This is a genomic window from Rossellomorea sp. SC111, from assembly GCF_024733565.1.
Classification (GTDB): domain Bacteria; phylum Bacillota; class Bacilli; order Bacillales; family Bacillaceae_B; genus Rossellomorea.
This window is the reverse complement of the sequence record NZ_JANIOC010000023.1, coordinates 1-12,741: the sequence shown is the minus strand read 5'-3', so window position 1 is coordinate 12,741 and position 12,741 is coordinate 1. Positions and strand designations below refer to the sequence as shown.

Below are 12,741 nucleotides of genomic sequence, written 5' to 3'. Positions count from 1 at the left end.
GTGTTTTTTATGAAGCAAGATCAAGCCGGGATCCTGTATACGGCGTTTTCATACTTATTATGGGGGATTCTGCCGATCTATTGGAAATGGGTCAATCATGTGTCGGCGGATGAAATCCTCGCAAACCGCATATTTTGGTCGTTCTGGTTCATGCTTCTATTTTTGTTCGTCAGCAAGCGTTGGAAGGAATTCACCAACTATCTGAAAACATCTCTCACTAAAAAGAAGCAGTTATTCGCTTTGCTGCTTGCTTCACTGCTGATCAGTACGAACTGGTTTATTTACATATGGGCCGTGAATACGAATCAAATGGTGGAAGCAAGTCTTGGTTACTATATCAATCCACTCGTCAGCGTACTTCTGGGCGTATTCATCCTGAAGGAAAGCCTGTCGAAAGCACAGATCATTTCCTTTGGATTAGCCGCCATCGGGGTACTGATCCTGACTCTTTCATACGGGGAATTCCCCTGGATCGCCATCGGTCTCGCGTTCTCATTCGGCCTATACGGATTAGCCAAAAAGCTCATCCAGGTCGAATCATCCATCGGCCTCACACTCGAAACGATGACCATCGCACCATTATCCCTGATCTACCTTGGCTACATGTACCAAGAAGGAACCCTTTCCCTCTTCCACGTTTCAGCAGGGACGGACCTCTTACTGATGGGAGCCGGGGCAGCGACAGCGATTCCATTATTGTTTTTCTCCAAGGGTGCCCAGCAGATCCCCTTGTACATGGTCGGGTTTCTGCAATATATCGCCCCGACGATCACGTTGATACTTGGTATTTTTATGTATCATGAAGAGTTTTCTGTTACCCATCTCGTATCGTTTATGTTCATTTGGCTCGCATTGACGGTCTTCACCGCGTCGCGTGTGCAGTATGCCAGGAAGCGCAGACGGGATGCCCGATTGTCGGCATGATGAAAAACGCTCCAGTCTTTTTTGACTGGAGCGTTTTTGTTTTATTTAGGAAGAACAGTGCCCGCAAATTCTTTCAACTTCAGTACCAACTAATCCATCTTCCCTACAAAAACGATCTTTTCACTTTTTCCCAGAAAGAGTTATCCTTCAATTTCACCGTTTTGATGATTTTATCACTCAGTTTCGCTTCGACTGTTTCCACGTGTTGAATGCTTAACGCTTCGTTGTCCATGCCCATCGCCGGATAATCGTTTCCGTCTTGGATGATCTTCAGAACCAAGCGGCGCTGTCCGCTCACGATAAAGGAGGATCCGAGTGTACGGTAGCGGTTGTTATTGAGGGTAGCCATTTCGCTCACCTGGATGCAGGGGAGCATCGGATCGACAATGGCCCCGTTGACGGATTTGTTATAGGCAGTACTTCCCGTCGGGGTGGCGAAGATCATGCCGTCTCCCCGGAATGTCTCGAAATGTTTGTCGTCGATGAAGACGTCCATGACGAATGTCTTGATGATGCCCGAGCGGATGCTGAATTCATTCAGGCAGTGAAAGGATGTCTGATTGTCAACGGTCACTTCGATGGTCGGATATTTACGTACTTCGATCTGCTCGGTTGTCATGGCTTCGATCATCTTGGACGTGTCATCGATATGGAAGTCGCAGTACATACTCAACGTGCCCCCAGTCGAAATTCCTGCGTACAGGCAGTCCTGTCTGAAACCGGTTTGACGCACGGCCTGAAGGAATGTTCCGTCGCCGCCGATACTGACGATGATATTGGCTGTTTTAGGAGATTCGACAATATTGAAATGATAGCGGGTTGCAAGTTCATATAAATGATCGAGCTTCGCCTGCATGCCTTCTTCGTGTAAAGCATAGAAATAGATATTTCGTCGATTATTCATCGTATGTACCTCCCGGAAAGATAATTTTTCCCATTTCCATGAAATTTTGCTAGAATCTAACTTAGTGAATATTCTATCATGTTTCCACATGAGAATGATATTCATATCCTTACATAAGATAGGGTAAACGAGGGAGGAATATACAGATGAATGCAAAAAGATGGACAGCATTAGGGATCGCTGGCGCACTATTCTTTGTTTCGGTAGTCGTCAACTTTGCGACCTCTGCTGTGACAGGTGATGTGAATCAGGCATTTGAAGACATGTTCGGAGGGACGGACACCCCATTCTCCGAAGAAATCATTGATGAAGGGAACGCAAACAAACGGATCGCGGTCCTAGAAGTGGAAGGTGTCATCCAGGATACGGGTGGTGCAAGTTCCTTTTTTGAAAGCCCGGGCTATAACCACGAGCTCTTTATGGATAAGCTTGATGCCGTTGAAAAAGACAAATCTGTCAAAGGGATCATCTTGAAAGTGAACTCACCAGGCGGCGGCGTTGTGGAAAGTGCACAGATCCATTCGAAGCTTGTAGAGATTATGGAAAAAACGAAGAAACCGATTTATGTATCGATGGGCGGTACGGCGGCATCCGGCGGCTATTACATATCGGCTCCTGCCACGAAGATTTTTGCCAGCAAAGAAACGCTGACAGGTTCTCTGGGAGTCATCATGCATAGCATCAACTACTCGGAACTTGCTGAGAAATACGGCGTCGATTTCGTCACGATCAAAAGTGGACCGTACAAAGACATTATGAGTCCAACCCGTAAAATGACCGATGAAGAACGGAAGATCATTCAATCGATGATCGATAATTCGTATGAAGGTTTCGTGGATGTCATCGCCAAAGGGCGTGATATGTCTGAAGCGGAAGTGAAGAAGATTGCCGACGGACGTGTGTACGATGGAATCCAGGCGAAGGAAGTCAATCTGATTGATGAATTCGGCTATGTGGAAGATACGATTGCAGCGATGAAGAAGGATTATAAATTGAAAGATGCACAAGTATTTGAATATACGGCGGGTGATCCTTTCTCCGAATTCTTCAGTATGGGTGCAAAGAAAATGATGGGTCAGGATATGGAAGCGGCGGCACTGATGAAGCTTTTATCAAACCCAAGTTCTCCACGATTGATGTATCTCTATTCTGAATAAGGAAGGTGAATGAAGTGAGTGATCGCTATGAACATAATGAAACACGGGAGCATATCGAAGTCCAATCTTCTTCTCCTGACTTTTCAAGGACCATCCCGCATGACGGCTTTTACCTGGCGGGATTCTGGATACGCTTCTGGGCTTATCTTGTCGACTTGATCGTCATCGGAAGCATCACGAGACTGATCGTGAACCCGATTTTTAAACTATTGGACATTTCTTTATCCGACGGTTCGATGTTTGCCCCGATCTCGATTCTGACGAGCATCGTCTTCTACGGGTATTTCATCTTAATGACGAAATACTTCAGTCAGACCATCGGCAAAATGGTATTCGGCATCCGGGTCATCGAGCTGAAAGGCACGAAACCATCATGGGGAACCATCCTATTCAGGGAGCTGATCGGCCGCTTCATCTCCACGACAGTCTTTATTTTATACGTGATTGTGGCCTTTACCCATAAGAAGCAGGGTATCCATGATCTGTTTGCGGATACGACTGTGGTACAGGAAAAGAAGAAGCTGGAATTTACTCCGGCTGTGTAGAATAGAAAAGCAAACCTGCTGATTGGGCGGGTTTGTTTTTTTGTTTTGTGCATAATTACCATTTTGTGGTAAAATACGCAATTACTCTGTGAAATGATGCAATTAATGAAATTATGACGCAATCCCCCTGGAAATGACGCAATTAATCAAAAAAAGACGCAATCACCATCAGGCACACTCCCCAAGAGCCTCTTTTCACCGCAATTTCCACCTCCTCAAGTTTATTTTCCTCAGCAAAGGCCATAATAAGAGGTTGAAGGGTGTGAATTTATGAGCTGGTGGATCTGGATGTTAATCATTATCGCGGCACTTATTATTTTTCTATTATTCATTGTTATTATTACGAAGCTTACGATCACGATTTCTTTGTACCATGGAAATGACAATGATCATTTCAAGGTGAAGCTGAGGGCGTGGTTCGGTTTGATCAAATATACGATCGACATTCCCCTGGTGCAGCTTGATGACGAAGGTCCGAATGTCGTCGTCGAACAGGAAACGAAGAAAGGGAGCGAAAGCAACCCTTCTGACAAGAAGGCCTCTAAAAAGAAAATCACGCCTCACGATTTCATTGCCAGTTTAAATGATACGAAGGAAATCGTCCTTCATGTTCAGTCCATGCACAGGATCATCCGGGGGTTTCTTAACAAAGTCAAATTGGATCAAGTCCATTGGAAGACACTATTTGGCAGCGGGGATGCGGCATCGACAGGAACCTTAACCGGGGCCATATGGGGATTAAAAGGGAGCATCATTGGCATCTTGAGCGGGTATATGCGGCTTCAATCCATGCCTGTCATCGAGGTGACCCCGACATTTCAGCATGCTGTGATTCAAACGCAATTTTCATGTATTATCCAGTTTCGCATAGGGAATGCTATCCTAGTAGGTTTCAAGATACTTCGGTACTGGAGAGGCGGTATGGCTAAGTTTAAGACAAAGCCCCTTTCCACCATTTCTGAAGAAAAACATTCAGTCTAATTAGGAGGTCTTCACATGTCAGAACATCCGATTGAAGGTCTGATGACCACGGCAATGGAAAATTTAAAAGAAATGATCGATGTGAATACGATTATCGGTGATCCCGTTGAAACACCCGATGGAAGTGTCATCCTCACCGTTTCAAAGGTGGGTTTTGGGTTTGCTGCAGGTGGCAGTGAGTTCATCATCGACAGTAAGGGTAAAGGCGACAGCGGTAAAGGCGGAGAAGGCGGTGGTGACAAGTCATCCCCTAAGCAGCAGCCGTTTGGCGGAGGTAGCGGGGGCGGTGTCTCCATTACGCCGATCGCGTTCCTGATCGTAAGCTCGAAAGGAATCAAGATGCTTCATTTAGATGAAAGCACTCACCTGATCGATCGTTTGCTGGACCTTGCTCCTGGTGCCATCGAGAAGATTCAGGGCATGATGAAAAAGGACGGCAATAAAGAGGATCACAACGGGCAGCACAATCAAAATCATAAGATGGAACTGTAAATGATTGAGAGCTTACTCGAATGAGTGAGCTCATCTTTTTTTTGAAAAGGATCCCTATGATTTGCTTTCCCCCTTCCTTTTTCTGTACTATGAAAGGGTACATACTATTTATAGAGGAGGAACAAATAATGGCAAATATCACGTTTAAGAATAACCCTGTCACTCTATTAGGTAATGAGGTTAAAGTAGGCGACAAAGCTCCCAACTTCACAGTATTAGCTAATGATCTATCGGAAGTCACACTGAATGATTCCAAGGGCAAGGTACGTTTAATCAGTGTCGTTCCTTCCATCGATACCGGTGTTTGTGATGCGCAGACACGCAAATTCAATGAAGAAGCAACGAAATTTGATAATGTAGAAGTATTGACGGTTTCAGTGGATCTTCCATTCGCACAAAAACGCTGGTGCGGAGCGAACGGAATCGAAAATGTCCAAACCCTTTCCGATCACCGTGACCTTTCTTTCGGAGAAGCATTCGGCGTACACATCCAGGAACTTCGTCTTCTGGCACGTGCTGTATTCGTTGTAAACAGCAATGATGAAGTAACGTATGTGGAATATGTGAGCGAAGCGACTGATCACCCGGATTATGATGCTGCCGTTGAAGCAGTGAAAAACGCGAAATAATCCTGTCCCAATCAAATAGTTCTAAAAAGCATGCTGACCTGACTTTTTTATGGTCAGCATTGTTTTTTTTACAAACGTCTAGGACAAAGGTACAATAGATGAATGAAATTGAGATAAAGGAATGAATGCCGATGATTAATTCGCCAGTCGAATCATTATTTGGAATAATCGATGAAACGGCCACCCTGCTGAAGGATGAACTTGCCTGCAGTTATTTAGAAGCCGTTGCCGAAACAGGGGAGAACCTTTTTCAAGGGAATGTCCTTCAGGAAGAAGTCAGCGAACTCACGAAGAAACGCCTGAATAAAAAGTACGATGAAGTGAACATTTCTCAATTAGAGAATGAAAATATCCGTAAAGCCTTTCAATTCGCGATACTAAAAGGAATGAAAGAAAACGTCCAGCCGAATCACCAAATGACGCCGGACTCACTCGGGTTATTCATCAGTTATCTGGTCAATAAATTCACAGCAGACATGAATAAGCTGACGGTTCTGGACCCTGCGATCGGAACAGGGAATCTCTTGACGACGGTATTGAACCAGATGCCGGGTAAAGAAACCGAGTCCATCGGGGTGGAAATCGATGAAGTACTCATCAAGCTTGCCTATGTGGGAGCGGATCTCCAGAAGCATCCACTTCAGCTCTTTAACCAGGACTCACTCGAGCCGTTGTTCATCGATCCCGTCGATCTTGTCCTTTGCGACCTGCCGATCGGGTATTATCCTAACGACCTGCGCGCCCAGGATTATGAGCTGAAAGCAGAAGAGGGCCACTCTTATGCCCACCATCTATTCATCGAACAAAGCCTGAAGCATACGAAAGACGGAGGATACCTCTTCTTCATCGTGCCGAACGGACTTTTCGAATCGCCGCACAGCGCACAGCTTCAAGGCTATTTGAAGGAGAAAGCAGACATCCAGGGCTTCCTGCAGCTGCCGCTTTCCCTGTTTAAAAATAAAAACTCGGCGAAAAGCATCCTGATCCTTCAGAAGAAAAAGACAGGAGCCAAGCCTCCTAAAGAGGTCCTGCTTGCGCAACTGCCAAGCCTATCAAACCAGAGAGCCCTTCAGGATATCCTGTCGAAGATCGATCAGTGGCTTGTACAGAATAAGTAAAGACTGCCTTTGGGCGGTCTTTTTTTTATGTGTTTTATTGGACGGGTGTTGGGGGTATGCAGAGAATGAGGAGTTTATCGACCTTTTCAAAAGATATCGACCGTTCAGCATGAATCGACAAGTTTCATAAAAATTGCGAAAACATTTAATTTAACATGAAAACGATATCATTTCAAGCTTTTTCTTGAAATAGGTTGGAGTCAGTGATTTAATGGGGAATTGAGAGATAAAAAACGATTCAATGAACAGAATAAATAAGAGTCGATAGATCGAAATTAAAAGGAGCGATACAACGTGGCAAAAAAAGTGATTGCAATTAATGCTGGAAGCTCTTCGTTAAAGTTTCAGCTTTTTGATATGCCTGAAGAAACGGTTATTACAAAAGGTCTAATTGAACGTATCGGACTGAACGATGCGGTTTTCAATATAACAGTAAATGATGAGAAACGTGAAGAAGTGACGGACATCCCGAACCATGAAGTAGCGGTTAAAATGCTGCTTGAAAAGCTGACAGGCTATGGTATCATCAACTCTCTTGATGAGATCGATGGAATCGGTCACCGTGTCGTACATGGTGGAGAGGTCTTCAATGATTCCGTTCTGATTACAGAGGAAGTTGTGACGAAAATCGAGGAACTGTCTGACCTGGCCCCACTTCATAACCCGGCAAACTTAACAGGTATCAAAGCATTCCAAAACGTGTTGCCGAATGTTCCTGCGGTTGCTGTTTTTGATACAGCGTTCCACCAAACGATGCCTGAAAGCTCATTCTTGTACAGCCTTCCATATGAGTATTATGAAGATTTCGGAATCCGTAAATATGGTTTCCACGGAACTTCCCACAAGTATGTATCTCAGCGCGCAGCTGAAATGCTTGGCCGCCCGGAAGAGCAAGTGCGCCTGATTTCTTGTCACCTAGGGAACGGTGCAAGTATCGCAGCCATCGAAGGCGGTAAATCCATCGATACGTCCATGGGCTTCACACCACTTGCAGGTGTTGCCATGGGAACTCGTTCAGGTAATATCGACCCGGCCCTTATCCCGTTCATCATGGAGAAAACAGGATCAACGGCTGATGAGGTATTGAACATCCTGAACAAGAAATCCGGTATGCTTGGTGTATCTGGATTCTCAAGTGACCTTCGTGATATCGAGCTGCAGGCTTCAGAAGGTAACGAGCGTGCGGAACTTGCTCTTGAAGTGTTCGCTAACCGTATCCATAAATACATCGGTTCATATGCATCACGCATGTACGGTGTAGACGCGATCGTCTTCACGGCAGGTATCGGTGAAAACAGTACACTGATCCGTGAAAAAGTCCTTCAAGGCTTGGAATTCATGGGCGTATACTGGGATCCGGCACGCAATCAGGTCCGCGGAAAAGAAGCATTCGTCAACTACCCGCATTCACCTGTCAAAGTCATGATCATTCCAACGAATGAAGAAGTCATGATCGCTCGTGATGTTGTGGAAAAAGGAAATATCTAATAGATGAAACGGGATCGCTTGCTATGGCGGTCCTGTTTTTTGTTCGAAAAAAGAGGGACGGACCTGAAAACTTTAGCTGGGATCCCCTTCGCTGAGGAATCATGCGGAAAATGACCTGTATCATGCCGGATTTACGATATTCATGCGGTTATTAAAACTTTCATGCGAGATCCACATTTATCATGCGACACTCCAACTAATCATGCCGGGGTGTCGAATTTTCTTTACAAGTTGAATTTACTGACTATTCCCACCACTCTCCCTGTCACAAAGGAATTGTCCCTTCCATATATGATATACTATACGTAATTTAAGGAATGTAAGGAGTGGGGAGAAGTGAACTGGTCAGAACGTGATAATCAGGTATGGCAGGCGATCAAGACTTGGAGAGAAGAGTTGTATGAATATGAAGCGAATGATTTGGAGCATACATATGTGAAGTGGCTGGACTACGCCTTTGAATCGATTCCTGAAGATGTTCAGGATCAATTTTTTCAGCGGCTGGATGGCTGGTTGTTTCATATGCATTCCCTGATTCAAGGTTCACAGATGCAGAATGACGCTCGGGAGCGGATCCTTGTGACGGCGCGGGCATTCAATCAGGATATTCAGACGGTCGAGGATCTTCACTATTTAACGATTGACCAGCTTCATTACATAGCGGAACAGCATGCGGGACGCCATCGCATCTACTCCCTGTTACAAGGTGGGGTGACGGGTACCGGTGGGCTTGTGGCTCTTGGGTCGGATCTGCCTGCGATGCTCGTCATCAATCTGCGTTCCGTGCAGCTCATCGCCATCACGTATGGATTCGATGTTCAGACGCCGTTTGAAATGATGACGTCATTGAAGGTGTTCCATGCAGCGACTCTGCCGGCAAGGCTACGGGCCCTCGCTTGGGAAGATCTGAAGGAGGATCTGAACAAGAAGGATTCCAATTACTTCTATGACGGCTCAGAGCAGCTGACGGATTATACGTGGCTGGAAGGCTCAATGAAGCAGGCACTGAAAGCGATGGCCATCACCATGTTCAAAGGGAAAAAGTGGTCGGGTCTGCCTCTTGTCAGCATTGCCATCGGTGCGGGATCCAATTATCAGCTTTCCAGGAAGATCACTGATTTTGCAGAGAAATATTATCAATACCGCTATTTACGCGATAAGAAAAATGAACAATAAAAGAAAGGGAATGATGTGCTCATCGCATCATTCCCTTTCTGTTTTTTCCGGATTGGTCCGGTACCAGAGCCATAAATCATTGATCTCTGAAGCCCTTTCGGAGATTTCATGATTGATCTTGCAGGATCGGTCAAAGTTATCTTCCCCAGCCAGTTCATCCTGAAGGCGCTCGATCTCCACATCAAGTTCTCCGATCCGGTCCGGAATCGTTCCCCGAATACGCTCCCACTCTAGGAGGATCACTTCCTGTTCCTCTGACGAATACATCGGCCATTCCTCCAACTGCAATGGAAGATGGATGCCGAGTCTTGAATCATATGAAAAAAATTCGTTCCTCATCTTTCTGGATGCTCCTCACTTTCATTCTTCTTTCATCCTACAATAAATTCTGCACGAAGCCCAGTGCGAAGGCGATGTCATCAATTGTCCATAAAATAATTATACAAATTGATGAATAAGTATTGATGTACTCCTTATAAACTGCTAATATAAATTCATCTTAAAGAATAAATATTCATTTTATATAAAATCAACAGGAGGAGATACGGATGAATAAAAAAGTGGTATTAGCCTACTCAGGTGGTTTGGATACGTCGGTTGCGGTTCAATGGTTAAAGGAGAAAGGATACGAAGTCATAGCATGCTGCCTGGATGTCGGGGAAGGGAAGGATCTTGATTTTGTACAAGAAAAAGCGCTGACGGTTGGAGCGTCGAAAAGCTATGTCATCGATGCAAAAGAAGAGTTCGCGAACGAATACGCGCTTCTTGCCCTGCAAAGCCATGCCCTATATGAAGGGAAATACCCGCTGGTGTCCGCTCTCTCAAGACCATTGATTGCCAAAAAGCTTGTTGAGGTCGCTGAACAGGAAGATGCAACGGCTGTTGCACATGGCTGCACGGGGAAAGGAAATGACCAGGTGAGATTCGAAGTGTCCATCGCGGCATTGAACCCGTCACTGGAAGTAATCGCGCCGGTTCGTGAATGGAAGTGGTCACGTGAAGAAGAAATTGAATATGCGAAGGATAAGGGGATTCCGATTCCCATCAATCTTGATTCACCATATAGCATCGATCAGAATCTTTGGGGAAGAAGCAATGAGTGCGGGGTGCTGGAAAATCCTTGGACGGCACCACCTGAAGATGCATACGATCTAACATCAAGCATCGAAGAATCACCAAATGAAGCGGATGTGGTTGAAATCACGTTCTCCAAAGGGGTGCCTGTGGAGTTGAATCACGTGGCATATCCTCTTGATGAAATCATTGCGAAACTGAATGTGCTGGCCGGTAAGCACGGAGTCGGCCGTATCGATCATGTGGAAAACCGCCTTGTCGGGATCAAGTCACGTGAAGTATACGAATGTCCGGCCGCCATGACCCTTTTAAAAGCACATAAAGAACTGGAAGACCTCACATTGGTGAAAGAACTTGCCCATTTCAAACCGGTGATCGAGAAAAAAATGACGGAATTAATTTATGAGGGATTATGGTTCTCTCCATTAAATAAAGCGTTAAAGGCTTTCCTTGATCAAACACAGGTGTATGTGAACGGTGTCGTACGTGTGAAATTATTTAAAGGTCATGCCATCGTCGAAGGAAGAAAATCACCGAATTCATTGTATGATGAAAACCTTGCAACGTATACAAAAGCGGATGAATTCGATCATGATGCTGCCATTGGATTCATTCAACTATGGGGTCTGCCGACGAAGGTGTCTTCCATGGTCAACGCTGAGAAGAAAGAGAAAGTCACTCTATGAGTAAGCTGTGGGGAGGACGTTTCACCAAGAAGCCGGAAGAATGGGTGGATGAATTCAATGCCTCCATCTCATTCGACCAGGAGCTTGTACTGGAAGACATTGAAGGCAGCATCGCCCATGTGAAAATGTTGAAAAAATGCGGAATCCTGACAGACAGTGAAGCCGATCAGATTCTCGGTGGTCTTCACGTCCTATATGGCAAGGCAGAAAAAAATGAACTGGAGTTTTCCGTTGAGTATGAAGATATTCATCTGAATCTGGAGAAGCATCTGATCGATTTAATCGGTGAGGTCGGCGGCAAGCTCCACACGGGCAGAAGCCGTAACGACCAGGTCGCGACGGATATGCATCTCTTTTTAAAAAGACGGGTGGAGGAAATCGTCAAGCTCGTTGAGGACCTGCAGGAAGCGATCATCGTCCAGGCGGAAGCGAACATAGAAACGATCATTCCTGGATACACTCATCTGCAGCGGGCCCAGCCGATCTCGTTCGCTCATCATCTGATGTGTTATTTCTGGATGCTTAACCGTGATAAGGAGCGACTCGCTGATTCCCTGAAAAGAATCGACATTTCCCCATTAGGTGCGGGGGCACTCGCTGGGACGACATTCCCCATCGACAGGGAATATTCAGCCGAGCTCCTTGGCTTCGGTGCGTGCTATGAGAATAGTCTCGATGCCGTGAGTGACCGTGATTTCATCTTGGAATTCCTGAGCAACAGCTCGATCATGATGACCCATCTTTCCCGCCTGGCGGAAGAGATGATCCTGTGGTCCACGGAAGAGTTCCGATTCATCGAACTTGATGACAGCTTCACGACAGGAAGCAGTATCATGCCACAGAAGAAGAACCCGGATATGGCGGAGCTTGTCAGAGGGAAGACGGGCAGGGTGAATGGGAATCTCATCTCACTCCTTACCGTTTTAAAAGGTCTGCCGCTTGCCTACAACAAGGATATGCAGGAAGACAAGGAAGGCATGTTCGATACGGTGAAAACCGTGGTGGGATCGCTTAAGATCTTTACGGGCATGATTTCAACGATGAAAGTGAATGCGGCAGTAATGAAGGAAGCGGTCGGGAATGATTTTTCCAATGCGACAGAGCTTGCGGATTACTTGGCGACAAAGGGGATTCCCTTCAGACAGGCCCATGAAATCGTCGGGAAGCTTGTGCTGTATTGCATTGAAAAGGGCTGCTATCTGAAGGATGTATCGCTTGAGGAGTATGGTGAGTTTTCTTCGATGATCGAGGAGGATATTTATTCTATTCTGACTCCGTATTCGGCGGTGGAGAGAAGGAATTCGTATGGTGGTACGGGGTTTGAGCAGGTGAAGGTGCAGATTGGAAAGGGGAAGGCGCAGTTGGGAGCTTTTGTTGAACAATCTGTGTAGAGGAAAGAGTACTAAATCCTTTGCCCGTAGCTACGTGCTGGTTGATTTCCGCTGCAGGTGCTCGCTTTCCGCGGGGCTGGCGGTGAGCCTCCTCGGGCTTTTGCACTGGTCCCATAACGTTGGACACTTAAATTTCTAAGCAGCTAATTCAGTACTTACTCGATAAGCTACCGGAC

The 12,741-nt window shown here is 45.8% G+C and carries 13 protein-coding genes; 11 read left to right on the top strand and 2 right to left on the bottom strand.

The genetic code is table 11. From position 1 onward, the window contains the following. The first annotated feature begins 9 nt into the window (after nucleotides 1-9). Nucleotides 10-924: an EamA family transporter RarD gene (rarD, locus tag NQ095_RS21095; protein ID WP_258265338.1), complete on the top strand. Its 915-nt coding sequence runs from the start codon at nucleotides 10-12 to the stop codon at nucleotides 922-924. A gap of 103 nt (nucleotides 925-1,027) precedes the next feature. Here the strand turns inward: rarD and NQ095_RS21090 are convergent, their stop codons facing one another. After that, nucleotides 1,028-1,828, bottom strand: coding sequence for an NAD kinase (locus tag NQ095_RS21090; RefSeq protein WP_258265337.1), 801 nt, complete (start codon nucleotides 1,826-1,828; stop codon nucleotides 1,028-1,030). Nucleotides 1,829-1,974: 146 nt separating this feature from the next. Between NQ095_RS21090 and sppA the strand changes: the two genes are divergently transcribed. The 8 genes from sppA (at nucleotide 1,975) to NQ095_RS21050 (ending at nucleotide 9,414) form a co-directional block, all read left to right on the top strand. Further along, on the top strand, nucleotides 1,975-2,985 hold the full coding sequence (sppA, locus tag NQ095_RS21085; protein ID WP_258265336.1) for a signal peptide peptidase SppA: 1,011 nt from the start codon (nucleotides 1,975-1,977) through the stop codon (nucleotides 2,983-2,985). 92 nt (nucleotides 2,986-3,077) lie between these two features. Then, a complete protein-coding gene (locus NQ095_RS21080; protein WP_258265373.1) occupies nucleotides 3,078-3,530 on the top strand; it encodes an RDD family protein in 453 nt (150 codons plus the stop codon). Nucleotides 3,531-3,800: 270 nt separating this feature from the next. Further along, a complete protein-coding gene (locus NQ095_RS21075; protein WP_258265335.1) occupies nucleotides 3,801-4,511 on the top strand; it encodes a DUF2953 domain-containing protein in 711 nt (236 codons plus the stop codon). Nucleotides 4,512-4,526: 15 nt separating this feature from the next. After that, complete coding sequence (gene ytfJ / locus NQ095_RS21070; RefSeq protein ID WP_258265334.1) at nucleotides 4,527-5,003, top strand: GerW family sporulation protein; 477 nt, start codon at nucleotides 4,527-4,529, stop codon at nucleotides 5,001-5,003. Between the two features lie 128 nt (nucleotides 5,004-5,131). Continuing rightward, nucleotides 5,132-5,632 (top strand): thiol peroxidase, encoded by a 501-nt coding sequence (gene tpx, locus NQ095_RS21065; RefSeq protein WP_258265333.1) that lies wholly within the window; start codon nucleotides 5,132-5,134, stop codon nucleotides 5,630-5,632. 134 nt (nucleotides 5,633-5,766) lie between these two features. Next, the gene (locus tag NQ095_RS21060; RefSeq protein WP_258265372.1) at nucleotides 5,767-6,750 is read left to right on the top strand and encodes a class I SAM-dependent methyltransferase; all 984 of its coding nucleotides are present in this window, start codon (nucleotides 5,767-5,769) and stop codon (nucleotides 6,748-6,750) included. Nucleotides 6,751-7,044: 294 nt separating this feature from the next. After that, complete coding sequence (locus tag NQ095_RS21055; protein ID WP_258265332.1) at nucleotides 7,045-8,238, top strand: acetate kinase; 1,194 nt, start codon at nucleotides 7,045-7,047, stop codon at nucleotides 8,236-8,238. A 336-nt stretch (nucleotides 8,239-8,574) separates the two neighbouring features. Next, nucleotides 8,575-9,414 (top strand): EcsC family protein, encoded by an 840-nt coding sequence (locus NQ095_RS21050; protein ID WP_258265331.1) that lies wholly within the window; start codon nucleotides 8,575-8,577, stop codon nucleotides 9,412-9,414. A 27-nt stretch (nucleotides 9,415-9,441) separates the two neighbouring features. Here NQ095_RS21050 and NQ095_RS21045 read toward each other — a convergent pair whose 3' ends face one another. After that, the gene (locus NQ095_RS21045; protein WP_258265330.1) at nucleotides 9,442-9,753 is read right to left on the bottom strand and encodes a hypothetical protein; all 312 of its coding nucleotides are present in this window, start codon (nucleotides 9,751-9,753) and stop codon (nucleotides 9,442-9,444) included. A gap of 209 nt (nucleotides 9,754-9,962) precedes the next feature. On the opposite strand from NQ095_RS21045, the gene NQ095_RS21040 reads away from it, so the two are divergent. Both NQ095_RS21040 and argH read left to right on the top strand, forming a co-directional pair. After that, nucleotides 9,963-11,174, top strand: coding sequence for an argininosuccinate synthase (locus NQ095_RS21040; protein ID WP_258265329.1), 1,212 nt, complete (start codon nucleotides 9,963-9,965; stop codon nucleotides 11,172-11,174). Further along, entirely contained in the window at nucleotides 11,171-12,565 is a 1,395-nt protein-coding gene (argH, locus tag NQ095_RS21035) for an argininosuccinate lyase (RefSeq protein ID WP_258265328.1), read from the top strand. Before NQ095_RS21040 ends, argH begins: the two co-directional genes overlap by 4 nt. Nucleotides 12,566-12,741 lie beyond the last annotated feature (176 nt).

Bases quoted from the DNA above. Each gene is read 5' to 3' on its own strand.
- argH (WP_258265328.1), top strand. From the start codon at position 11,171: ATGAGTAAGCTGTGGGGAGGACGTTTCACCAAGAAGCCGGAAGAATGG.
- sppA (WP_258265336.1), top strand. From the start codon at position 1,975: ATGAATGCAAAAAGATGGACAGCATTAGGGATCGCTGGCGCACTATTC.
- NQ095_RS21045 (WP_258265330.1), bottom strand. From the start codon at position 9,753: ATGAGGAACGAATTTTTTTCATATGATTCAAGACTCGGCATCCATCTT.
- NQ095_RS21090 (WP_258265337.1), bottom strand. From the start codon at position 1,828: ATGAATAATCGACGAAATATCTATTTCTATGCTTTACACGAAGAAGGC.
- tpx (WP_258265333.1), top strand. From the start codon at position 5,132: ATGGCAAATATCACGTTTAAGAATAACCCTGTCACTCTATTAGGTAAT.
- NQ095_RS21040 (WP_258265329.1), top strand. From the start codon at position 9,963: ATGAATAAAAAAGTGGTATTAGCCTACTCAGGTGGTTTGGATACGTCG.
- ytfJ (WP_258265334.1), top strand. From the start codon at position 4,527: ATGTCAGAACATCCGATTGAAGGTCTGATGACCACGGCAATGGAAAAT.
- rarD (WP_258265338.1), top strand. From the start codon at position 10: ATGAAGCAAGATCAAGCCGGGATCCTGTATACGGCGTTTTCATACTTA.
- NQ095_RS21075 (WP_258265335.1), top strand. From the start codon at position 3,801: ATGAGCTGGTGGATCTGGATGTTAATCATTATCGCGGCACTTATTATT.